Source organism: Variovorax sp. PCZ-1 (assembly GCF_018413605.1).
Taxonomy (GTDB): Bacteria; Pseudomonadota; Gammaproteobacteria; order Burkholderiales; family Burkholderiaceae_C; genus JANMDU01.
This window is the reverse complement of the sequence record NZ_JAHCDN010000001.1, coordinates 1,759,009-1,782,809: the sequence shown is the minus strand read 5'-3', so window position 1 is coordinate 1,782,809 and position 23,801 is coordinate 1,759,009. Positions and strand designations below refer to the sequence as shown.

General features: G+C 54.0%; 21 protein-coding genes. 6 read left to right on the top strand and 15 right to left on the bottom strand.

Annotation, left to right across the window (positions count from 1 at the left end):
- Positions 1-3: 3 nt before the first annotated feature.
- The gene (rlmB, locus tag KIH26_RS08585; RefSeq protein ID WP_213444058.1) at positions 4-792 is read right to left on the bottom strand and encodes a 23S rRNA (guanosine(2251)-2'-O)-methyltransferase RlmB; all 789 of its coding nucleotides are present in this window, start codon (positions 790-792) and stop codon (positions 4-6) included.
- Between the two features lie 97 nt (positions 793-889).
- Here rlmB and KIH26_RS08580 point away from each other — a divergent pair, with 97 nt between their 5' ends.
- Together KIH26_RS08580 and thrS are read left to right on the top strand one after the other, a co-directional pair.
- Positions 890-1,099: a hypothetical protein gene (locus KIH26_RS08580; RefSeq protein ID WP_213444056.1), complete on the top strand. Its 210-nt coding sequence runs from the start codon at positions 890-892 to the stop codon at positions 1,097-1,099.
- Positions 1,100-1,309: 210 nt separating this feature from the next.
- Entirely contained in the window at positions 1,310-3,217 is a 1,908-nt protein-coding gene (thrS, locus tag KIH26_RS08575; protein WP_213444055.1) for a threonine--tRNA ligase, read from the top strand.
- A gap of 17 nt (positions 3,218-3,234) precedes the next feature.
- Here the strand turns inward: thrS and KIH26_RS08570 are convergent, their stop codons facing one another.
- Positions 3,235-4,389, bottom strand: a complete 1,155-nt coding sequence (locus KIH26_RS08570) for a serine hydrolase domain-containing protein (RefSeq protein ID WP_213444054.1) — start codon at positions 4,387-4,389, stop codon at positions 3,235-3,237.
- Between the two features lie 164 nt (positions 4,390-4,553).
- On the opposite strand from KIH26_RS08570, the gene KIH26_RS08565 reads away from it, so the two are divergent.
- The 3 genes from KIH26_RS08565 (at position 4,554) to KIH26_RS08555 (ending at position 7,965) form a co-directional block, all read left to right on the top strand.
- Positions 4,554-5,672 carry a PA0069 family radical SAM protein gene (locus tag KIH26_RS08565; protein WP_349627854.1) on the top strand — a complete coding sequence of 373 codons (1,119 nt, stop codon included), beginning with the start codon at positions 4,554-4,556 and terminating at the stop codon, positions 5,670-5,672.
- A 212-nt stretch (positions 5,673-5,884) separates the two neighbouring features.
- A complete protein-coding gene (locus KIH26_RS08560; RefSeq protein WP_213444052.1) occupies positions 5,885-7,441 on the top strand; it encodes a 2-isopropylmalate synthase in 1,557 nt (518 codons plus the stop codon).
- Positions 7,438-7,965, top strand: coding sequence for a hypothetical protein (locus KIH26_RS08555; protein ID WP_213444051.1), 528 nt, complete (start codon positions 7,438-7,440; stop codon positions 7,963-7,965). The genes KIH26_RS08560 and KIH26_RS08555 overlap by 4 nt, the downstream gene beginning before the upstream one ends.
- Before the next feature lie 583 nt (positions 7,966-8,548).
- On the opposite strand, the gene KIH26_RS08550 is transcribed toward KIH26_RS08555, so the two are convergent.
- On the bottom strand, positions 8,549-10,024 hold the full coding sequence (locus KIH26_RS08550) for an MBL fold metallo-hydrolase (protein WP_213444050.1): 1,476 nt from the start codon (positions 10,022-10,024) through the stop codon (positions 8,549-8,551).
- Positions 10,025-10,203: 179 nt separating this feature from the next.
- On the opposite strand from KIH26_RS08550, the gene KIH26_RS08545 reads away from it, so the two are divergent.
- Positions 10,204-11,199, top strand: coding sequence for a Bug family tripartite tricarboxylate transporter substrate binding protein (locus tag KIH26_RS08545; RefSeq protein WP_213444049.1), 996 nt, complete (start codon positions 10,204-10,206; stop codon positions 11,197-11,199).
- A gap of 54 nt (positions 11,200-11,253) precedes the next feature.
- On the opposite strand, the gene KIH26_RS08540 is transcribed toward KIH26_RS08545, so the two are convergent.
- From KIH26_RS08540 to KIH26_RS08485, 12 genes are all read right to left on the bottom strand, one after another.
- Complete coding sequence (locus KIH26_RS08540) at positions 11,254-12,336, bottom strand: tetratricopeptide repeat protein (RefSeq protein WP_213444048.1); 1,083 nt, start codon at positions 12,334-12,336, stop codon at positions 11,254-11,256.
- A 4-nt stretch (positions 12,337-12,340) separates the two neighbouring features.
- Positions 12,341-13,063 (bottom strand): GIN domain-containing protein, encoded by a 723-nt coding sequence (locus KIH26_RS08535; protein WP_213444046.1) that lies wholly within the window; start codon positions 13,061-13,063, stop codon positions 12,341-12,343.
- Between the two features lie 49 nt (positions 13,064-13,112).
- Positions 13,113-14,759 (bottom strand): DUF4384 domain-containing protein, encoded by a 1,647-nt coding sequence (locus tag KIH26_RS08530; RefSeq protein WP_213444045.1) that lies wholly within the window; start codon positions 14,757-14,759, stop codon positions 13,113-13,115.
- A gap of 46 nt (positions 14,760-14,805) precedes the next feature.
- A complete protein-coding gene (locus KIH26_RS08525; protein WP_213444044.1) occupies positions 14,806-15,141 on the bottom strand; it encodes a hypothetical protein in 336 nt (111 codons plus the stop codon).
- Positions 15,142-15,277: 136 nt separating this feature from the next.
- Positions 15,278-15,574, bottom strand: coding sequence for a hypothetical protein (locus tag KIH26_RS08520; RefSeq protein WP_213444042.1), 297 nt, complete (start codon positions 15,572-15,574; stop codon positions 15,278-15,280).
- A 73-nt stretch (positions 15,575-15,647) separates the two neighbouring features.
- Positions 15,648-16,379, bottom strand: a complete 732-nt coding sequence (locus KIH26_RS08515) for a hypothetical protein (protein WP_213444041.1) — start codon at positions 16,377-16,379, stop codon at positions 15,648-15,650.
- 171 nt (positions 16,380-16,550) lie between these two features.
- A complete protein-coding gene (locus tag KIH26_RS08510) occupies positions 16,551-17,213 on the bottom strand; it encodes an OmpA family protein (RefSeq protein ID WP_249661009.1) in 663 nt (220 codons plus the stop codon).
- Between the two features lie 16 nt (positions 17,214-17,229).
- Positions 17,230-18,066, bottom strand: a complete 837-nt coding sequence (locus KIH26_RS08505; protein ID WP_213444040.1) for a caspase family protein — start codon at positions 18,064-18,066, stop codon at positions 17,230-17,232.
- 12 nt (positions 18,067-18,078) lie between these two features.
- Positions 18,079-18,834 (bottom strand): hypothetical protein, encoded by a 756-nt coding sequence (locus tag KIH26_RS08500; RefSeq protein ID WP_213444038.1) that lies wholly within the window; start codon positions 18,832-18,834, stop codon positions 18,079-18,081.
- On the bottom strand, positions 18,827-19,462 hold the full coding sequence (locus tag KIH26_RS08495; protein ID WP_213444037.1) for an RNA polymerase sigma factor: 636 nt from the start codon (positions 19,460-19,462) through the stop codon (positions 18,827-18,829). The genes KIH26_RS08500 and KIH26_RS08495 overlap by 8 nt, the downstream gene beginning before the upstream one ends.
- A gap of 55 nt (positions 19,463-19,517) precedes the next feature.
- On the bottom strand, positions 19,518-22,430 hold the full coding sequence (locus tag KIH26_RS08490; protein WP_213444035.1) for a caspase family protein: 2,913 nt from the start codon (positions 22,428-22,430) through the stop codon (positions 19,518-19,520).
- Positions 22,430-23,767 carry a hypothetical protein gene (locus KIH26_RS08485; protein WP_213444034.1) on the bottom strand — a complete coding sequence of 446 codons (1,338 nt, stop codon included), beginning with the start codon at positions 23,765-23,767 and terminating at the stop codon, positions 22,430-22,432. The genes KIH26_RS08490 and KIH26_RS08485 overlap by 1 nt, the downstream gene beginning before the upstream one ends.
- Positions 23,768-23,801: the final 34 nt, after the last annotated feature.

Genomic DNA, 23,801 nt, shown 5'->3' with positions numbered 1-23,801 from the left:
TGATCAAGAGCTTGATGGGTTGGCACAAGCGCGCTGCCTCACCGCCTCATACAAGCACACTGCACTGGCCACCGATACATTCAAGCTCTCTACCGCACCGAGCATGGGAATGCGCACCAGCTCATCGCAGGTCTTGCGTGTGAGTTGGCGCATACCGGGGCCTTCAGCGCCCAGCACGAGAGCGACTGGGCCTTTGAGGTCGATGTCGTGAATGGTTTTTTCAGCGTCTTCACTGGTGCCGATGACCCAGATGTTGCGCTCTTTGAGCTCATTCAAAGTGCGTGCGAGATTCGTCACCATCAGATAGGGCACAGTTTCTGCTGCGCCACTAGCGACTTTGGCGACAGTGGCGTTGATGCCAACGGCATGATCTTTCGGTGCGATCACGGCATGCACGCCCGCGCCGTCGGCCACCCGCAGGCAAGCGCCGAGATTGTGGGGATCTGTCACGCCATCAAGTACCAAGATGAGTGGTGCTTGACTAGTTTGAGCGGCTTCCAATTGCTCCAGCACATCATCCACAGAGCGAGCTTGCACCAAAGGATTGACAACAGCCACGACGCCTTGGTGCATCATGCCCCCACACATACGCGTGAGGCGAGCGCCATCAGATTCGATGAGTTTGAGGCCTGGCGTGCTGGCCGCTGCTTCCTTGGCGCGCTCTTGAAACTGCTTCATGCGTGCATCACGTCGCGTCACGTCGATGTGCAGTTCAAGAATGGATGGAGCGGCTGTTTTGAGGCGCACGCCTACGGCATGAAAGCCATAGAGAATTTTGTTAGAAGAAGCCATGCCACGATTATCACTTGCCCAAGCACGCTGGATACAAAATGCTGAAACTTTTCGCACTTTGTATTACACTGTTTTGGCAGTGGCTTAGGAGACAGAAATGAGCACTTTTGATACAGACAAAACCGGCGCCTTCGTGCGCAGCCCTTGTGGCGATTGTCATGGCACCGGAGAACTTCGTATTGAGAGTGAAAACATCAATGAAAATTTCGAAGTCCAAAAGCAAACTTTGATTACCAGCTGCCTGCGCTGCGGCGGTAGCGGCTATATCGCTCCAAACGATGAGTCCACCATCGTGGGCACATTGTGAGTTGTGCATCAGCTAAAATCTTGTTTTTAACGCACAAGGCTCGGGAAAGGCAATGCAGGTTATGACACCGCGAACTACGACCGCTTTTTTATGCCAAATATGGCAGAAGCCGGCGTGGAATCTGCGCTGAGTGCTACTAATTTTATAGTAAGCGGCTTCTTCCAAGCCGCTTTTTTTATGCCCGTTTGACTTGTTTTGAGGATGTTTGAGATGGTTCAGATCACTTTGCCCGATGGTTCGCAGCGCAGCTTTGAGCAAGCTGTGACGGTGTTTGACGTGGCCGCTTCAATTGGCGCTGGCTTGGCGAAGGCCGCGCTCGGCGGCAAGGTTGACGGCAACTTGGTCGATACCAGTTTCACTATTCAAAAAGATGCCAAGCTGTCCATCATCACCGCCAAAGATGCCGATGGCTTGGAGATGATTCGCCACTCGACGGCTCACCTGCTAGCCTATGCGGTGAAAGAGCTGTTCCCCGAGGCGCAAGTCACGATTGGCCCCGTGATTGAGCACGGCTTTTATTACGACTTTTCCTACAAACGCCCGTTCACGCCAGAGGATTTGGCTGCGATTGAAAAGAAGATGGGCGAGCTCGCCGCGAAGGATGAGAAAGTCACGCGCCGCGTTCTCCCGCGCGATGAGGCTGTGGAATATTTCAAAAGCCTAGGCGAGCATTACAAAGCCGAGATCATCGGCAGCATCCCCGCAGGCCAAGAGGTGAGCTTGTATCGCGAAGGCGCGTTTGAAGATCTGTGCCGTGGCCCTCACGTGCCCAGCACAGGCAAGCTCAAATTCTTCAAGCTCATGAAAGTGGCCGGCGCGTATTGGCGCGGCGATCATCGCAACGAGATGCTGCAGCGCGTGTATGGCGTGGCGTTTGCGAGCAAAGAAGATTTGGCGCAGCACCTCACCATGCTCGAAGAGGCCGAAAAGCGCGATCACCGCAAGCTCGGCAAAGAGCTGGATATGTTCCACATTGATGAGCACAGCCCTGGCACCGTGTTTTGGCATCCCAAGGGCTGGACGCTGTGGCAGCAGGTTGAGCAATACATGCGCAAGGTGTATACCGACAACGGCTACCAAGAGGTCAAAGGCCCCCAGATTCTCGATCAGAGCCTGTGGGAGAAGACTGGCCATTGGGATAAATACCGCGAAAACATGTTCGTCACTGAGAGCGAAAAGCGTGATTACGCTTTGAAGCCGATGAACTGCCCCGGCCACATCTTGATCTTCAAGCAAGGCATCAAGAGCTACCGCGATCTGCCCCTGCGCTACGGCGAATTCGGCAACTGCCATCGCAATGAGCCCACCGGCGGGCTGCACGGCATCATGCGCGTGCGCGCGTTCACGCAAGACGATGGCCACATCTTCTGTACCGAAGATCAAATCCAATCCGAGGTGATTGCCTTCACCACGCTGCTGAAAAAAGTCTATGCCGATTTCGGCTTCAACAACATCATCTACAAGCTCTCCACCCGCCCCGAAAAACGCATCGGCACCGAAGAGAGCTGGGACAAAGCCGAAGCCGCGCTCGCCGAAGGTTTGAAGGCCAGCGGCTGCGATTTCGAATACCTGCCAGGCGAGGGCGCTTTCTATGGCCCGAAGATCGAATACACGCTGAAAGACGCGCTAGGCCGCCCATGGCAATGCGGCACGATTCAGGTCGATCCGAATTTGCCCGAACGCTTAGATGCAGATTTCGTCGATAGCGATGGCGTCCGCAAACGCCCCATCGTCCTCCACCGCGCCATCGTTGGCAGCTTGGAGCGTTTCATCGGTATCTTGATCGAGCAACACGCAGGCGCGCTCCCAGCATGGCTCGCGCCTGTGCAAGCTGTGGTCTGCAACATCACCGATGCGCAAGCCGACCATGTGCCAAAAGTGGCCGCGCAGCTTCGCACCGCTGGCCTGCGTGTAGAGACCGATACGCGCGGCGAGAAAATCACCCGCAAGATCGCCGAAGCCGCCTCCAAGAAAATCCCGTACATATTGGTCATGGGCGACCGCGAAGTAGAAACCGGCACGATCGCCGTTCGCGCGCGTGGTGCGACGCAAGGGACGGTGATGCCCTTGGCTGATGCTGTGGCTTTGATTCAGAAGGCGATTGCTGAGAAGGTTTGACTATCCATTCAGCCCATTTATCGACTTGATAGCTTGGTCACAATTGCATCCCGCAACGGAAATAGATGATCGTTGCCATGGAATTCTGCATTGGGGCTGTTGCCTGTGTGGACAATAACGACTTGTGCAATGGGATCGACGAAAATATTTTGTCCGTTGGTGCCCCAGAAAAACGATCTTCCACCAGCAGCCTGTGGTATCCAGACATGTAAGCCATAGTAGGGCGGCCCGGAGGATTGAGGCAGATCTCGTCTGAGGGTGGTCATATGTGCAATCCAAGACGCAGGAATCAGCTGCTTCCCGTTTATGGCTCCTTGGTTCATCACCAGATAGCCGAGCTTGGCATAGTCGCTTAACGTAGCGGCAAATTGCCCCTGTACGCCTTCTTCACCGTTATTGTTTTTAATCCAGTAACCGTTGCTCTTTGCCCCCATAGGCTGCCATATCTTCTCCGCCAGATAGTCCGTATTGCTTTTGCCGGTACGAGCACTAAGCGTGAGCCCAAGTAATGCTGACACCGCTCCGTTGTAGTCGAACCGCTTTCCTGCTGCTGCAAGCCCCTTCTTTTGACTCAGGTACGAGCGCATATTTTGGCGAGGCGAAATCATGGGGTTCGTCGCCTGATTGTCCGAGGTCTCGCCCCGCACGTAAGAATTCTTCAGCTCAACCCCTGTAGTCATGCATAGAAGTTCTTCGATCGTGTTATCTGCGAACGCACTATCTTTGAAGTCTGGCAGGATATCTTGAACGCGATCATTCAATGCCAGTTTGCCTTCCGCAATGGCCACCCCCATGATCAGAGAAAGGATGGTCTTGGACATCGACGCTGATAGCAGCATGTCGTCTGGCCGCACACCTTGCTGATACTTCTCGAAAACAACCTGTCCCTTGTGCAGCACCAGAAATCCTGTCGTGCAGAATTTGCCCAGATAGTCGTCCAAGCTGCTCAATTGAGAGTCTTTGCGCGCCTTGTACATGACAGTGCCCAGAGGCTCGCCAGCAGCCAGAGACAGTGGCGTAACCGAGGCCTTTGCTTCGTTGTGCAAATAAAGTCGATGCGGATTAATAAATCCTTGAGAGCATCCAGATTGAGCGGCAGCCATTTGTATCATCGTAAGAAGTGGAATGGCAATCAATGCCTGAATACTTTTCATGAAGACGCTGTCTGACATAGATAAGTGCTGAAAATACCAAATTAAATCAAAGGCTTACACTGATCTTTAATACTTTAAACGCTAATGTAAAGAAATGACGAACGTACATTGCTGTTGACACGCAGTCTATGCCAATAGATTTCGATGATTGTAATATGTATTTATATACAGTATTATAGGCCGTGGCCAAGCATTCCATCCCTGTCCCCGAAACCCTCATCCCTCTGAGCGCGCTCAAAGGGCGAGGGGCGGTGAGCAAGATCACGCATCGGTTTAACCAAGACGAGAGAGCCCAGTTTGACGATGGGTGGGACACGTTGGATTTAGGGGCGATGGAAGCTGCGAGCCTCTTGCCACCTGCCACTCAGGTGCGGATTGAGGAGGCGCGCACGGCGATCAACAAGAATGATTCGCCGGATATTTATTTTGACTATTCGGTGAACCCGTATCGCGGCTGTGAGCATGGTTGCATTTATTGCTATGCGCGGCCCACGCATAGCTATCTCAATCTTTCGCCAGGTTTGGATTTTGAGACGCAGATCATTGCCAAGAGCAATATCGCGCAGGTGTTACGCGCGGAGCTTTCGCGCAAGCACTACATTCCCCAACTCATCAATATCGGCTCAGCCACTGATTGCTATCAGCCTGCCGAGCGCGAGCTCAAGCTCACGCGCTCAGTGATTGAGCTGATGGCTGAGGTTGGCCATCCGATGAGCTTGGTGACGAAATCTAGCGGAGTGGAGCGCGATTTGGATTTGCTCGTGCCGATGGCGCAACGCAAGCTCGTGGCTGTATATGTGACGATCACCACGATGGATGCAAAGCTTGCGCGCATTTTGGAGCCGCGCGCTGCCGCACCGCATCGGCGCTTGCAGGTGATTCGCAAGCTCGCCAGCGTGGGCGTGCCTGTAGGTGTGAGCGTTGCGCCGCAGATTCCATTCATCAACGAAGACATGGAACAAGTCTTAGAAGCTGCTTGGGATGCTGGTGCTCGCACGGCTTTCTACACCGTGATTCGCCTGCCTTGGGAAATCTCGCCACTCTTTCGCCAATGGCTTAGCTCACATTACCCGCAACGTGCTGAGCGCGTGATGGCGCGGGTGCAAGAGATGCGTGGTGGGATGGATTACGACGCGAATTTCGCGACGCGCATGAAGGGGCAGGGCATTTGGGCAGAACTGATCAAAAAACGCTTTGAAACTGCTTGCCGCAAGCATGGTTTTAACCGTGAGGGTGTGCAGCTTGATCTCTCGCAGTTCGTGCCACCATCGCCAGATGCGAGGCAGACAGCATTATTTTGAGATGGGATCACGATGCTTGCACTTAAAAACATCTGTGCTATATTCCAACTCATGAATCGAATTTCGCTCGCCCTTATTCTTCTACTGCCCCCCGGGCGGAGTTGGTAACGCGCGAGCACATAACCCAAACTCTTAAGGCCCGTTGAATCAACCCAACGGGCCTTTTTGTTTTTTCTCTTTCATTTTTTACCTTCATCTTTTCGGAGCCACTTATGAACGCAACAGCAGCTACCCCAGAAAAATTGATTATTTTCGACACCACGCTGCGCGATGGCGAGCAGTCGCCCGGTGCTTCGATGACCAAAGATGAGAAGCTGCGTATCGCCCGCCAGTTGGAGCGCCTGAAAGTTGATGTGATCGAAGCGGGCTTTGCGGCCAGCTCCAATGGTGATTTTGAATGCGTGCAAGCGATTGCCAATGTGATCAAAGATTCCACCGTCTGCTCCCTAGCTCGTGCGAACGACCGCGATATCGGCCAAGCCGCAGCAGCCTTAAAAGGCGCAGAGCGCGCCCGCATTCACACCTTCATCGCCACCAGCCCCTTGCACATGGAAAAGAAGCTGCGCATGACACCGGATCAGGTGTTTGAGCAGGCCAAGCAATCGGTTCGCTTTGCGCGCAACCTGTGTGCCGATATTGAGTTCAGCCCGGAAGATGGCTACCGCAGCGATGTGGATTTCTTGTGCCGCGTGTTGGAAGCTGTGATCAATGAAGGCGCGACCACGCTGAACATTCCCGATACCGTGGGCTATGCGATTCCTGAGCTCTATGGCAACTTCATCAAAACTTTGCGCGAACGTATTCCCAATTCAGACAAAGCCATCTGGAGCGTGCATTGCCACAACGACTTGGGCATGGCCGTGGCCAACAGCTTGGCGGGCGTAAAAATCGGCGGCGCGCGCCAAGTGGAGTGCACGATCAACGGCTTGGGCGAGCGCGCTGGCAATTGCAGCTTGGAAGAAATCGTCATGGCCGTGAAAACGCGCAAAGACTATTTCAACCTGAGCATGGGCATCGACACCGTGCAAATCCTCTCCGCGAGCAAAATGGTGAGCCAAACCACAGGCTTCGTGGTGCAGCCGAATAAAGCGGTGGTCGGTGCAAACGCATTCGCGCACGCCAGCGGCATCCACCAAGACGGCGTGCTCAAAGCGCGCGATACCTACGAAATCATGCGCGCGGAAGATGTGGGCTGGAGCGCCAACAAGATCGTTTTGGGCAAACTCTCAGGCCGCAATGCCTTCAAGCAGCGCTTGCAAGATTTGGGCGTGGTGCTCGGCTCAGAAGCTGAGATCAACACCGCCTTCATGGCCTTCAAAGAGCTGGCCGATAAGAAGGCTGAGATTTTTGACGAAGACATCCTCGCGCTCGTGAGCGATGAGGCCGTCACAGCAGAGAAAGAACACTTCGGCTTCATCTCCCTCTCGCAACGCAGCGAGACGGGCGAGAAGCCGCAGGCCTCCATCGTGATCACGGTGGGCGGCAAAGAAATTCGCGGAGAGTCGAGCGGCAATGGGCCGGTCGATGCCTCGCTCAAGGCTATCGAAGCGCACGTCAAAAGCGGCGCGGAGATGGTGCTGTACTCGGTCAACGCCATCAGCGGATCGACCGAGTCACAGGGCGAAGTGACGGTGCGGCTGCAAAACAGCGGCCGCACCGTCAACGGCGTCGGCGCAGATCCCGACATCGTTGTTGCTTCGGCGAAGGCTTATCTTTCTGCGCTTAATAAGTTGCATAGCAAGGCGGAGAAGATTGCTGCGCAGGGGTGAGCGATTTGTTGCTCACCTACTTTCAAGCATGGGTTTTGTTCTTTGGCATTGTTCTTTGCCCATGCATCGTCTATGCAGCGAAAGCTCTGAAACTGCTCTCGGATAGAAAAGCCGAAATTGTTATCGGAGTCTATGTAGTTGCTATTTCATCAGCGTTTTTGGCGCTTTTGGTATACCTTTTCTACAGCTCTGGAGTAATCCCATCGCTGCCAAAATCCTCGTCGGGAAAACCCAACATGGATCCGTCAGATGATCTTGTATTTCGACTGGCTGTTGCTGGTGTCTGGATCTGGCTATGTGGGGGAGTCTTCCTTGCAGGCATAGAGCTAATTATTGGCAAGCGTTTGTTTGGTAAGAGCAAAAATGAAGAGGTTGAACCAGTTTCTTGGGTACGCGCATTGAAAGGCGATATCAAGAAAACTCCGAACCCCAATGATCAATCGGTTCCTTGGTGGTTGGTTGCAGGCGTCCTTGCTTTGACGATGTACGCTTTTGTTCAAGGCTTCATAAAAGCAGGTGCTTGACTTATACAAATTGGCTGTTGAATCTGAGCAGCCTACGACGAAGGCAGATTCATTGCTGCTGGATTGGGGCGGAACAGCGGCCAGCGGCAGGGCTTAGCGCAAGCCCGCCCCGACCCGCTTCGCGGGGAGCATGTGCAGTGCTCGCTTTCAAAGGCCGCAAAAACAACTCGCTGACGCTCAAACACGTTTTTGCTAAAGCGCTGTGCGCTTTACCTGTGAAAGCTGCGCGCTTCCAGCTCGGGGCTCACTGCTTGCGCCAAGCCCTGCCGCTGGCCGCTTTTCAGTGTTCTTGAGGTTTTTGAGCACTTTGCCGGCATATTTATTGCGCAGAGTGCTATGGAATATGTAGTAAGTAATGACGCGCCAGATAACTTTACCCGCCGCGTGATGGGTCTGAAAAAGACGAGGCTTTTCTCAGTCGAGCGCGGCCAACCATGATCAGAGCGCTACAAAAGACCAGCAGCTTAGAGCTTGCGGGCAAGAGCGCCCAACAAGAAAGGTCTCGGCTTTTGCGGGCACGTCACGTGGCAGGCGAGCGGGTGGCGTCAAACCCGCAGCCTGTCAAAAATTTAAAACTAAGTAATCAGAGCTTCTTCCCAGCAGTCGTATAAAGCTCAGACAGCGGCACGATACGCGCATGCAGGGGCAAGATGCGATCCACTTTCATGCCGAGTTTTTCGATGTTGTCGATCAAGTTGAGGTGATTCGCGTTTGGCTTGGCTGGAGGCGCTGCATTCGGAGCGCTGGGGGTGTAGGCATCGGCTTGGATGAGTAGGCGCTCTTGCGGCAGGTAGGCCATGACGAAGCCGTCGGCGTGGATGCTGTCTGTGATGAGGTGCAGCTCGACTTGGCGGCTACCATCGGTGAGCACACGTTTGCCGCTCACGCCTTCGACGCTCGCACGTTTGCCAGATTTGGAAAGCATGTCGGGGCGAATGGTGTTGGCATTATTCAGCGCTTGCTGGAAGAAGGGCACACCGGCTGCGCTGGAGATGATGGTGGCGCCCTCTGATGCTGCTGCACGTACGCCGCCTGAATGGTCAAAATGGTGATGCGAATTCACCAAGAAGCGGATCGGCTTGCCGGGCGCGATGCGCTTGACTTCAGCCATCACAGCGGCTGCGCGGCCATCATAGAGCGGGCTCTCGACCAACACCACATGGTCTTTCATCTCGATGGCGACGCTATTGTGTGAGCCGCCTGCGATGAACCAAACGCCGGGTGCGGCTTGTTCACTGGTGGCGCGCTCTGCGAAGCCGCGCACGAGATCGGTGGCGGCAATAGTCACGGGCGCATTCACCTGCACTTCGCTCACCTGCATGTCCAGCACGTTCACGCCTTCTTGCGTTTGGCGGATACGCATGGGGAATTGTGCTGAGCCTTGCTGGCGATAGTCGCTATACATCGTGACCACGGCGCTTTCGCCCATCACGGGGTGCGGCAAGCGTGATTCCACTTTCTCTACCAAGCCTTGCGCATTGATGAAGGCTTTGGCATTGAAGCGACCAGGCTCGGAGAAAGAGAGCACAGAATATTTTTGACCGTTGTCTGTTGCTTCAAAAGCGCTGGCTTTATTTTTAGCAGCAGCTTTGAGCACGCCATGCGGCGAAGTCCACAAGTCATGGATGCGAGCATCGGTGGCAACAGGAGCGGCCACTTGCGCCGGGCCCACCATATTCCATGCCAAGTCGCCTTGCACCACGAAGATGGCGCGCTGCTCGCCTTCGCCCATCAAAGGAATGCCGCCGCCACCCGTGGGCTCAGCGCGTCCGCGTGCGAACTCTTCGCGCATGGCACTGTTTGCAAAATCATAGTGGCGCGAGAAGCTGCTGTAGCTCAGGCGCGGCCATTGCGTATCAGGCTTGAAAGCTTGGCCATAGGTGGTACCCGTGCCTGTGGCGGCAAAGCGCAGGCTCTGCACACCGCCCGCGCCCATCGCCGCGCTGGCTTTGCTCATGACAGCATTGGCATCAAGTGGGGGCGGGGTGCTTGCGCATGAGGCGAGTATGAAGGCGGACGCGGTAGCGAAGGCCAGCAGAGTATGGCGGCTTACTTTCATGGTTGTCTCCTTTTATTGAAAGTCAAATCACGATTCAATTCTTCTAGGGGAAGTTCCGCATGCTATGGAAAACCCTGCTGGTTTAGCTGAGCTAAAAGAGACTCGGTCAGGGTTTGTGAGAGGCGGGTTTTGCGGTGAATCTTGTAAGGTGCAAACATCCTAGTTTTAGCAGGCCACACATGACTCAGCTCCCTCTTTTCCAGCGTCGCAAGGTACTCGCCGCAGGCGGTTTAGCAGCGGCATCGCTCGCCTTGCCAAGCGCCATTGCCCAGCAGCCCAAATGGCCAGCCAAGCCCATCCGTATCATCGTCGCCTTTCCACCCGGTGGCCTCACGGATGCTTATGCGCGCCTGTATGCGGAACAGCTCACCGCGAAGTTTGGTATTCAAGCGATTGTGGAAAACAAGCCCGGCGCGGGTGCTATTCTGGCAATTGATGCGGTGGCCAAATCGCCTGCAGACGGCTACACCTTGCTCATGACGACATCCGGCACTGTCTGGCAAAACCGCGTGCTCTACAACAAGCTGCCCTACAACTTGGACAAAGACCTCACCCCCGTGGCCTTCTATCCATCGGGCCCGCTGATAGTGGGCGTGCCAGAGAAAATCGGCGTGCGCACTTTCCGCGAGTTGATTGCGTATGCCAAGCAAAACCCGACCAACATGGGCAGCTATGCGCCCGGAGCGTATCCGCAGATGGTGGCCGATCAAACCAATCGCAATGAAGGCACGAAGATTCAAACGATCAACTACCGAGGCGAAGCGCCTATGTGGGTGGATCTGGCAGGCGGCCAAGTGCAAGTGGCCATTGGCAGCTACCAATCCTTTGCCACCGTGCAGCAGCGCGGCGTGCGCGCCATCGGCGTGACGGGCTCTTACCGCTCCCCCAAGCTCCCCGATGTGCCCACGCTCACAGAGCAGGGCATTGAAGGTCGCTTGGTTACTCTTGAGGGCGGCCTGCCAGTGATGGCGCCTGCGGGCACGCCCGAGGCTGTGTTGCAAGCTTTGTCTCAGGTTGTCGTGGAAGGTGCGAACACTCCCCGCGCTGCGCAACTGCGCGAGACTTTTGCGATTCCGAACAAGCCGAAGAATTTGAAAGAGACACGAGCGGATTGGGAGCGGGATGTGCCGGTGTGGATCAAGTTGGCAGTTGATCTGGAGATCAAGCTGGATTGAGTTGGGGCTTCTTATTTATCTCAAAGAACAGCGCTGGTGAAAATGCCCAGCGCTTCAGAGCAATAAAAAGGGATCTGTATCTTCGATCGGCTGCGTAATACCGCGCCGTTTGTTCAGTTCATCCTGTGCCAGATCAACATTCGCCAGATCGCTCATGACGCTGATGTTGACGGTATGCAGGCTGGCAAGTGCAGCATTGCCCAGCCGTGCTTGCACAAGCTGGAGCATTTCACGTGCTGCGGTGTGACCTTTGGCTGCAGATTGGCTATACCATTTGAGAGCTTGTACATAGTCAGGCGAAACACCGTCGCCCTGATGCAGACGGCGTGCAAGTTGGTACTGTGCTTGCGCCTCGCCGCTTTGCGCGCGTTGTTGGAGCGAGGTCATCGTGGGTTTTTCACTGGATTGCGAGAAGAAACGTGCGAGGCGAGCAAGATTGAGGCGGGCTGTCGCGTTGCCCACATTGGCTGCGCGTAGATATAGTTTTCGTGCTTCGTTTCTTTGTTGATCGATCTCGTTTTGTACTGCGAGTGCATTGAGCGCATGCCCATCATTGCGATCAGCTCCTTGAGCTAGGTCGGAACGAGCGCGCTCGCGTGCGCTAGGGTTGGGTGCAGCTTCATCCGCCAGCCAACTCCAGTAGTAGGCTCTTGTGCAACCTGCTTGGATGGAGCGCTCAATCAACTCGCGTGCGTAAGTCAAGTCGCGCCTGACTCCCCAGCCTCGCGCATGGGCAAGCCCCAAGGCACCGCTTGCGCAAGCGTGCCCTGCTTGATGTGCGATTTGTATATAAACAGCCATCTCGCTGTAATTGGGTGCACGGCACTCGCCGCGGAAACTTGCAAGTGCTAAGCGCCAGGCTGCTGCAGCGTCACCAGTTCGCGCTCGCGCCACGAGTGCCTCGTCAACACGCCCGGTAGGTTGTTTGCCGTTGTGGCGGGCAATGCTACCTTCAAGGGAGGGTTGACTCTCGCAAGAGGAATCTTGTGCAGATTCTTGCGGGTTCGCAGTGACTTGCAAGGTGGGTGATGGATCAGCACGTGATTTAGGTGTTGTCTTAATTTGAGAGAAGCTCACCGTACTGATGCTACCCAGCAGCATCGTCAGTATGAAAATAATGTGCAGCGTTAACTTCATGGATTCAGCGCCCGATGTCGATCGTAGCTAGGCTACTCGCTTGAATGAAAGGTTCATTAACCAGTTTTTCGATCTCGATGCTACCCACGCCACTGGCGCGGATCTGGGCAGACTGTGCACGACCCTTGAAGGTCATGCTGCCTGCACCGTTCAGCTGTAAATTCAGCACCGCATCGTTAGCGCGCTCAACCTCTATACTTCCTGCTCCGCGCATACTGGCGTCAAGTCGGCCTAGTAGCGATTGGGCTTTGATATCACCCGCATCGATGACAAGGCGTGAGTCCTTGAGTTGAGTGAAGCTCATCTCACCTGCCGAAATCTCCACATCCGCCTGCCAGATACCTGCATGCGTGCTCAGCGAGCCTACCCAGTTTCTTGCTTGAATTCGCCATCCGCTGGGCACAGTAACGACAACCTGTGAATCTGCTTTGGAACCACTCTCTTTGTTGCTGCGACCACCGATATTTTGCTCTGCTACAGCGCCTGTGCCAAAAGCCCGATTGATACGTGTGCCGTTAATGATCACAACAGATGAACTTGATGCTGCGCTTAAAGAGTGTTTTTTCTGCGGAGATTTGCACTGCATACTCACACCATTACTTTGGCTATGAAGACTAACACCCAATGCCTCAGCCGCAGCAGACAGTTTGGGTGCATCTGTTGTGCCATATCGCAAGATCACTGCATGCTCGCAGGAGGCTAAGTGAAGAGTTTGAGCGTAAGTCATGCTAGCAAACATCATTCCGATCAAGACCATGCTTGCTCTCACTGCAACCTCACTTACGCACAATGGTCCAAGGTGTGCGTGCCATACCAAATCGATTTGCACCTAAGGCTGTTGCAAACGCGCGTTGCATATCGTCAATACTGCTGACACCAGCTAAAGGCTGCAACGCTGGGCCGCGAAGTAAGGGAGGCAGCCGTGTGATGATCTCTTGATCGGTTGCAAAACAACCCACTTCTTGCCGCCCTGGTTTGTCAAATTCGATCGTGAAAGTATTAGGGTTGTTCAAATCAGGAACTTGGATAGCAGCATTGGCCTTGATCGGCTGCATGCGCTGAAGAGGGTTGGGGTAGACCTGCGCTACTTTTCTTTGGCTATCGACGTAGTAGCAATACACGAATGATTGGCGATCAACAAAGAATGAGTAGACCATGCTTTCGCCTACAGTGTATTCACCGTCACGATTACCCAGCAATATCGAAATCTTGGGTTCAAAAGTTGCTGTAGAGTTAATTGATGAGCGCTCATGACGTGGTTTAAAAGTGTCAATCACTTGTTGACTCATCACCACATGCGCAGCACCACCTTTGGCGACTGCTTTGGCCTTGTCGGCTGGTCCCCAGCCAACGCGTACGAATTTACCTGCGCCGTCAAAGCTAACATAGTCCTTGGTGAGTCGCTCGTAGGATTCGTAGCCCATGTTGCCTGTGACCACAATGTCTTTGTCTGCTTGATATTTCATCAGTGCTTCGCGTAGCGCTGCGCTGGGTTTGCCGTCAGCATTGCCGTTGAAATAGCTGCTGCTGCGAAGCGCATTTTGAAAGAGCTTGATACGCTCATCCCCGCTCATGTCGTCCCACCAAGCGCGCATCTGCGCTTGGAATTCGGGATGTGTCTGATCCAAAGAGAGGCATTGCCAATACGGAACACGTGACCACTTGCCAATCAGCTCAATCAAACCCAACTCAATCAGCGTGCGCACCGCGGGGCCGAGGCCTTGCGAAATTTCGCGGCTGAAGTTAAATTGCACGCCAGTTTTCTGGATGCGTCCGCCCACATCAAAACCGTGCCCTGCATTGCCTAGCACGAGCTGATTGGCAGATTCCACACCGGGTACCAATGTACGCGTTGCAAAATCACCCAAATGCAGCTCAAGACCGAAGACCGTGCCCATGAAATCACGCGAATAGCCTGCTTCCCAATTCTTAGCGCTGATGCCACCACCCATACGACTGACCGATACGTTTTGATCCATGAACGCAATCGAACCAGAAATATAGAGCTGTGGCTTTTGTAGTCGCATCTGACCGGCGTTGAGCATCAGATTAGTGAGATTTTGAACCGTATCCTGTTTGATCGCGTCAACTTCAAAGTCTACAAATCGGAATGCGCCACTGGTGCGCGACATCACCGATAGTGCCGTGATGACCATATCTTTCATGCCTACAGACACTTTGCCTGAAGAGTCAGCAATGATTTTGCTGGTCACCAAGGTTTGCGGAACTTTATAGTCGCGCAGCATCTTGTCCATGCACATGAGCGAATCGCTGAAACTGGAAATCGAGCGCACGGGCGCTGTCACCGGAATATTGTCAGTGGGTATGCTGTCAAAAAACTTGGTGTTATCGCGCGGGCTGATTGCGCAAGCACTTAATAGGCTCAAAGCCATGGCGCTAAGGGTCAGGCGGAGAGATCTCATGGCTTGATGTTGGAGAATTCAGGCAATCAGGGGTAATTTTTGACTGTCACTTGCAAACATTGATCACAGATCCTGTGACCACGGTGACAGATGGTTTATCTTTGGGGCCGTAACGGCCAGAGCCTTGCGTTTGCGCTGGCTGGCTGGGGCCCACAGTTGTGTTGCAGCCTTTGCTGCCGCCAGGGCCAGTTTTGATCTCACGGGTCACCATGTTTTGCGTGTCACCTGCACCCCATGATCTCCAGCGTTTGGCCATCTCTTGCTTGACTTGTGCATCGTCTTTGTTGTCGATACCTTTGCGTGGCGTAGGATCACCGTCGCTCGCCCAAACCGTGCCGGCGAGGGCAGCAACAAATAATGTGATGAATACATTCTTTTTCATGATGACCTCAGAATGACAGCTTGTTTGAATCCGGTTGGTAGTGAAGACTGATTGAGCCCACCCGCACGACCCACCCCTTTGGGCGAGCGCAAGCTGGATGCCAGCGCTCATCACCCAAAGAGACGGTTACCTTGATTTATTTGTCCGAGGTGTTGGATGCAAGGTTTTGCTTGGCTGTGGTTTTCATGCCGATGGCAGCATTGATCACAGCGCCTTGGATTTCAGTGGTTTGCTTGTTGTCACCGCCAATTTCCACCTTGCCGGCATTCGAAGAGAGGTTTTGCTTGGCAGTAGCACCCATGCCAATCGCTGCGTTGATGACTGCGCCTTGGACTTTGACTTTCTGCTCGTTCTTGCCTGTGATTTTGATCTGAGCTTGAGCTGCACCAGCGGCCATGAAAGCGGCGAGAGCGATGATTGCGAACTTGGTCATGAGATTTCTCCTAGAGTGATGCCCTTTGATAAAACTTCGCATGGGCTGGGCCCACCCGTGCGAAGGGTTAAATTCAGTTGGAGTTAATGTTGACTTTGGAAGGCACACCGAAAGCTGAGTAGTTCACGATGGCACCGCCCACAACGGCGGTTTGAGCATTTCCTGAAGCACTGCCAGCCTTGGATGCAACATTGACCTCAGCCTTGCCGCCCAAAGCTGCGACATTCACAATAGCGCCGCCCACATAGGCGCGCTGCGTGTTACTGCCGTTGACTGAGCCGCCCACAGAAGCGAGATTGACGCTGGCTTTTGCTCCTAACGCTGCTGCATTGACCACAGCGCCGACCACATGCGTGCTTTGCTTGTTGCTGCCTTTGACCGAGCCGTTGACGCTGGACATATTGGTACTGGCTTTTGCGCCAAGACCAGCGGCGTTGATAGATGCACCTACAAGGTTGGTGGTCTGATCATTACTGCCAGATACCTTGCCTTTGACACTGGACATATTTTGCTCAGCCTTGGCACCCAAGGCTGCAACGTTGACGGCGGCACCCTTGATTGTTACGCGCTGCCGATTTTTACCGTTGACTTTGCCACCCGTGGTGGAAGCCATGTTTTGCTCTGCTTTTGCCAAAGGAAGCGAAGCGTTGATCGCGACACCCTTGACATCAACTCGCTGCTCATTGCCGGCGAGTGCCAGATGCGCAGCTGATAGATTGATCAGCGCTACGATGGCAGACTTGAACAGATGGGATGTTTCGTGTTTCATGCCCATGAGTTGCAGCTCATGGGTGGTTCGGTTCAAGTTTTTCTTCTACCTTACACAACGATACTTTTGGTTTGACTGGTTACTATTAAATGAATAGCACTTTGCGCATATTCCGCGCTGGCTACTGAGCTAAAAGCAGATAATTTTTACGATTCACAAAAAAGGAGCCCTGAGGCTCCTTGAAAGACTGTGAAGTACGCAAAGTATTCAAGTGGGAACCACTTTTCCTTCGAAGGCCATCAGCACCACACGGCGATTGGCGGAGCTTTCGGGCTGATCGGGTTCGTGAAGATCGGTCGGACCTTTGCCCGCAGTGAGTAAGCGACGAGAGGGCAGACCATGACGTGCCATGAGATAACGCTTGACGGACTCAGCTCGCCGTGAAGACAGTTGCATGTTGTACTGCAAACTACCTGTTGCATCCGTGTGCCCTTCGATGAGGAAACGCAGCTGTACAAGCTCCTTGGCGCGCAGCGCGATACCGATTTCTTGCAGCACAGGCAAGGCTTCGCGTGAAATACGGGCGGAGTCAAACTCGAAAGTGATCTGATCGAAACTTAGACGCGCAGATTCTGATTCCACCTGCAGTGTCTCGCGAGGTGTATTGTCACGCGGTGTGCTATCAGCCGCGGCAATGCCGGTATCAGGGCGAGTCATGGGTTCGAGGTTGAGCTTGCGGGTGCGCGTTGAAGAAATGCCCTGCTGTGTCTTCAAAACCTCGATGATTTGAGTGCTGGACGGGCTACGGCCAGCCATGTCGATGAACCGTGGAGCGAATGTCGATTTCGATGAACTTTGCGCTCTAAGAGCCAAGGGCATGATCAGTGCAGGGGCTGCAAAGGCAGTGATAGCGTTTCTGCGTGTGAGCATCATCATCTCCTGAATATCAACTGACAGCGCAGCGACCTGCGCTGTCAGCTGCAAAACAAAAATCACCCATGAGGGAGCTTGACTCCCAAGGAACTTGCTTGTTGCCGGTATCACGCGCTACGCCAATGCGTACACGTTTGAAGACCTGCTCAATTGATTGGCCTGGCACACGCATTTGTTCGACAAGATGGCGCGTGTAAGGGCTATTGCCATCGACGCCGTCGTAAGCCACGGAGCCGGGTGCCGTGGAAAATGCAATGAGCGTGCCTTGTGGTGCATTGACTTGTGCTAAACCGCCACCCATGGAGCGCGTACCGCCAAGTCCTCGAGTGCGCGTTGTACCAGCAACAGGTGGGGTGCGGCAGGCATCCAAAATGACAACATTGACGCCTTTGCTGTTCTCATTGAGCTTTTCAACCACTTCATCCACAGAGGCAGCTCGCCTTGGCACATCCTCTTCGTTCTCAATCACCATATCGACAGGTACCAGGTAATTGCGTCCCCGGTGCTGGATACCATGGCCAGAAAAATACAGCAGACGCGCTTCAGAGCGGCGGCTACGTAGCCAAAACTCTTTCATGGCATCAATCATGCTGGCCTGTGAGGCATTCTCTCGCATGATCAAGTTGAAACCAACTTCGCGCATGGCAGATGCCATTGAACGGGCATCGCTGACGGCATTGCGTAATGGCTTTACTCGGTAATCTGCATTGCCGATCACAAGAGCCAACTTGTTATCGTCAGTGCTGGAGCGTGGGCGCTGTGCCCAAGCAGATAGACCTACCATTGAAGCCACACCAGTAGATACGCGTAGCAGTTGACGTCGAGAAATCAGAGATGCGGAGGCTGACATGCTGTGTTCTCTCTAGGGTTTCTTGATGGCAGCTTCTTGCGCAGGATTGCTGAGGGCAGAGCCTGTGGTGTCACTGCTGGCAGCGATACCAGGTGCAGCTGTCTCTTGAACTGATTCTGTCAGCATGCTGTCCTTGAACAGCTTGACCGTGGCATCAAGTTCAGCAGCAGGCACGGCCACGGTGTAGTCACCAAGTTGGGCAGGGCCATAAACGATCACTGCACCAGAACGAACCAACATCAGGCGCATATCGCGTTCGGTGATTTTTTCTTTGAAGTTGATTTTGATGTATTTGCTGCCAGCCGGTGCAGTACCCGTGGCGCTTGGGTTGGATTGCGCACTACGTACCTCAGAATACGCGCGGTCTCCATCAGCGCTAAGTAATATGCCCTGACCAATCACAACAGCAAGTAGCGCCGCACACGCACCGCCAAGCACTCGTGCAGACAGCCAACGATGAGGAAGGAGAACCTCTAAGCGCGCCCAGAGTGATGATTTGGCGGCTGGTACTTGCTGGTTGCGCACGCCTTGGGAAGCGCGAACTTTGGCTTGCAGTTGAGACCATCCGATATCGCCGCGCACTGACTCGACATCGGCAACTACTTTCTCTGCCAGAGCTTCATGCCAAGCCAATGCAGCTCGTGCCTCATGGCTCGCTTTAAGGGCATGCTTGACTTGAGCTTGCTCGGCTGTAGTAGCTGAGCCATTCACATAAGCTGGCAAAACGGCCAGCAGGTCTTTCATACTGAGCACAGCTGTATCAACCATGACGTACCTCCTTGCCACCCACCACATGCAAGCTAGGCTTTCCCGCAAAGACTTGTTCAAGACAATCTTTCATGCTCTTACGTGCGTGAAAGAGCCGCGTCTTGGCGGTGCCTTCAGGGCATGCTTGAAATTCAGCAATATCAAGTACCGACCATCCTTCGTAGAAAGTCAGCATGAGGCACTCGCGTTGCACATCAGGCAGCGTCTCAAGGCAGCCATCAATGTGGTGGCGGTGCTGGGTGTTCAGCACGGTTTCAAAAACTCCCATGCTTTCATCTGGCACAGTGTCACAGAGCTCGTCATCCAGCTCTTGCATTTCGGGGCGGCGTGCACGCAACATCATCAGTACCTTGAATTTTGCGATTCCAAGAATCCAGGTTGAAAACAGTGACTCGCCACGAAACCGATCGGGGCGCTGCCACACTTCGTACAGCACATCCACAATCACAGTCTCAGCATCCTGCTCGTCATGCAGGCGGTTGAGGGCAAAGGCGTAAATCCGCTTGCCGAAAGCTTGGTGAAGCTCGCGTAAAGCCGATTCATCCTGTTTGCCGATGCGCTCTAGCAAGGTGCGCACCTCAGTTTCAGAGGGATGAACTGTTCTTCTTGTGTCTTGAGTTGCAGCCATCGATATTTCAGTTCAATGAAATCGTGAAAAATTTGGTTTTTTTAGTGGGCAGGCACTAACGTGAGAGCAAAGCTGTCTGCTCCAGCACCGAAGGGGCAAGCAATTGCGGAGTTTGTGGGCCAATTGAGCGATCACGAAAGCGCTGAACCACCCTTGCGCTGGCAGCAAACCAGTCTCGCAGATTCAGTCGCGCCAAGTTTTGCGTTTGAGCCTCTTGCATGCTGGTGAGGAGACCGAAGGTGAATAAGCCGTGCCCAGCTGGGTCGTATTCTTGTGATTCTTCGTTTTCGCCTGATGCCAGCATGAGTGCAAATTGGCTCGATGCTGAGCGTTTGATGAGTGCGTTTGGGTCAAAACGACCGGCTATACCTTTGGCTTGACAGGTATCGACAACCAAAACGCGCTGCCCAGCTACAACACGCAGTGCATCAAAGAAAACTTGCCATGAGAGCAGGCTGCTCGGATTGTTGGAGGCTTGCAAGCCATTGAGATCTTGAGCCTTGACATCGCGTGGCACGAAATAATAATTGCCACGTGTGTCTGATACGCCGTGTGAAGCAAGAAATAGAACGACGGTGTCTTGCGCTCGTGCATTCTTGAGGAAATCGAGTGCCGCGAGAATATTAGCTCGCGTGGGTTTCTCTGAGCTGTTATCAGTCAATACGCGGATGTGGCGTTTGTTAAATTGCGTTGAGGGGATGCTCAGAAGCGTATTGGCGATAGTGTCGGCATCTTTGGCAGCATAGGATAGCCATGTCTTCTGAGGTAACTCCTCAAAACGGCTTGCACCAATTGCTAGGACATAGAGATCACCAGTTGCAGGCGCAGGTGATACACCCGAAGGCAGTTCAGCCTGTATTCGCGCAAGGCCCATAGATACGCCCGTAAATGCTTCAACTCGGATATCGTTTATAGGGCGGGTCAGCGGCACTTCGTAATCGCGGCGCAGCTGCCTGGCTTCAGATGAGCGAAGGCTACGATCATTGGATGGCGTGACAGGAATATCGTTCACGTATACAGCGATGTCCTTCATCTCCGGGCCGGCACGCTCGGCATCGACGCTGATGCGTGCGATGCCTCGAGCAGCATCCACACCTTGCAATTTGATTCGCAGGCGCGGAGGTGCAATGTTTGCCATTTGCTCGCTGCTCAGAATTGGTGCAGGCGAGCTGGATTGAACCTGACGACCTTCGAGTGCTGTTCTCACTAAGTCGGGTCGATACAGCACGCGTTCTAGTTGTACTGCGTAGATGAAATCTGGTGCAATATCTAGGCCACGGTTGATGTGCCAGCCAATATGGCGGTCACCATGTGGCGATGATGCATAGTAGCCGCCTGGTATCCATGCGATCCAATCCGCGGAGTTGCGGTGCATAAACGTAGCCAGTAGCTCTCGTCCTGTCTGCGCTGAAAACCAACGTAGAGTTCCGTCGCCAATAGCTGCTACAACAGTTTGATTGTCTGCAGACACATTGATCGCCCATACAGGGGAGGAGACGCGGGTTAGCCACAGGAGTTGGCCATTCGAGCTGTAGGCGCGCAGCCCCCATTCGGTGCCAATGGCTGTAAAGCTGCGATTAGCCGAAATTGCATGGCTGCGCACTCGCTCGTATTCCTCCAAAGCGATAGGCTGCTGATTGATATTCAATATTCTTTGATCGGCACTGATGCGAATATTCCAGCCAGGAGCTTGAGTCACGGGGCGCTGTAGTGCTGTACTGTTGCTTCGCTGGAACTGCGCGCGCGCGCTGTTGACGTCGTAAGCCATCGTTTGCCCAGACACAGCAATACTAACTTGGCTTGCGTTGCCTGACACCAGCAATTGCTGAGACGATTGTGTGAAGTCCCATTGCGCACTCGCAACGAGCTGTTTGACTTGCCCGCTGGGATCGACCCAACCAGCCGAAGGCTCATCAGTAATGAAAAGCATGCGCCCCTTGCTCAGAGGCCAGAGATCATTGATACGAGCCGATGTTGCCTGAAATACCTGTGGCTCGCTGTTAGGTGAGCCAGCGGGCCATGCCCACCGATACACGTCTGAGCGGCCTTTGCTGGCACTATCACCTCCCGCATAGAGATACTGGCCATCACTGCTCCAGCCCACTGTCACGAAATCATGCTGGCGCCCAGTAGATGCTTTCAACACATTTAGCGTACTCAGGTCACGTGCGTTGAGTACTTCAACAACTGGGGCGTCGGCAAAACCAATCGCCAATTGCTCGCCATCGGGACTGACGCGTACGGCTACTGGATCCTTGGATGCCTTGGCCTGACGCCGCGCTAATAGCTTGAAATCTTGCTGATACAAGCGCACAAAGCCATCCAGCCCAATGACATGAAGCCGCCCAAAGCGGTCAAAGTCCATATCCATCACTTTGTTTTGATAGGCTGTATCGGTGGCGATGACTTGGCCGCTAGACCTGCGCACAATGGCTAATCCGCCTTGGCCATGCATGCCTACAGCAAGAAATTGACCATCGGGCGAAAAACGGAGGCTGGTAATTGTCCAACTCGCAACGGGAAGGCGCTGTACAAGTTGCTCAGTTTGCGTGTCAAAAATATAAACGCTGGCACGCTTTTCCCAGTCCCATCCTGTCCAGCCACCTACAGCGAGCCAGCGGCCATCTGGTGATAAAGATAAGGCATAGAGTTGCCCCTCTGGCCCGTCGAGTATGGGCACACGCCATGTAGACAAGAGTTTGCCAGTTGGCATCTGCCAGATACGTACAGTTTTGTCATCCGAGGCGGTGTACAGGCGCTCACGTGTAGCGTCAAAGCCTGCTGCGCGCAGCAAACTGGTATGTGTACCAGGATCAATCCTCAGGATGGGGGCCGAAGTCAGCGCTGCTTGTACTGAATTGGGCGATGTGGTGTTTTGAGCTCTAGGCTGGGGAAGCAAGGCTATGACGCATATCGCAGTGCACAATGCAATGCGAATTTTTTCCCAGGAGCCGTCGTTGAGGAACATTATGGCTTAGCAGCTTGCGCCACAACTTGCTTAGACGCTCGGCCTAAGCCGCGATCTAGACTGTTTCCTAGTTGCTGAACCAAGACCGTCACGCTGCTAGGCCGGTTAGGGCGTAACTTGGTTGTTTTGAGGCCTGCAGCTTTACGTGGGTTGCTATTCGATGCGGCCAGGAGGCGCGGTGATGAGCTATCTTGTGCTTTAGACACGAGTGTGGCTTGGTGAGATACCCACTGCTCGTGTGACATCAATTGCCAGCCTTGTGACACTTGCACGAGGCGCATATCTGCTTGGTTTGCAAGGTTGCCCTGCAGCTGTACCAATTCACGACTCGCAGCCTGAGCGATACACCAGCGTACAGCCTGTGTGAGGTTGACCTCGGCGTAGCCTGCTCGTGTGAAGACAGCTTGGACATGTGCATTGGGCACAGCAGATACGATCAAACCGTCGCCTGTTAAATCTACAAGCGTGGTGTTGGTGCGTTGGGCATCTGGCCTAAGAGTCACGGGGATACAGGCGGTTTGCGAACGTGCTTGAACCTGCGTTGGCGGCCGATTGTCAGCGTTTGGAATGCTGGGTTGAATGACACGCATGCTGCTCAGAAGCACTTGAGTCTCAGGGATGATTTCTCTCAGCGTGGCTGGCGCAGGTGCATTGCCTGTAAATGAATTCCCTTGCGGGGGTGTCTTAGGCAAAGTGCTTTCTAACAGGCCTGTGCCTCTGGGCGGTGTTGAGGTGCCTGGTGGCTCGGCAAGGCTAACATTCGTTATCGGGCCAGCACCAGGCTGAACCTGTCCGTCAACCGTAGTGACTGGTCTTGACGGCGTTATGTCTATGGCACCCGAAACGGGGAGGGTTGGGGTGGGCGTGATGATCGTTGCGGGCTGAGATACTGTCGCCGATGGAGTAGTGACCAGTGGTGGCTGGGAGGTTACAGTCGGTGCGGCGCCTGGAGCTGGCGCAGGGGGCTGAAGAGGCAACGCAGCTGCTGGAGGTATAGCAGGCGTTGCTGGCGGGGTAGGAACAGTCACTGGGCCAGTACCCGGCGTCACACCACCTGTGCTACCTCTGCCTGGATTGGAGGGTAAGGTCGGTGACGATATCTCTAGCGATGGACCGGCGCCTCGAGGAGGGATATTGGAGATTGGCGGGCCTGTCCCAGGGCCGACGATATTGATCGAAGGCGGTATATACCGACCTGATGTGGGATTAGAGACAAGGTCCGCATACGCGAGCTGTGCCGCTAGCGTGGTGAGCATGAGTGCTCCAGCTTGATATGCGAAGCGCTTTGCGATCCGCTTGCGATGACTTGTATTCGTCTGAATGCGCATAGACTTCATCTTCAGCTCCTTTAGACTCTGTGTGAGTTGCATT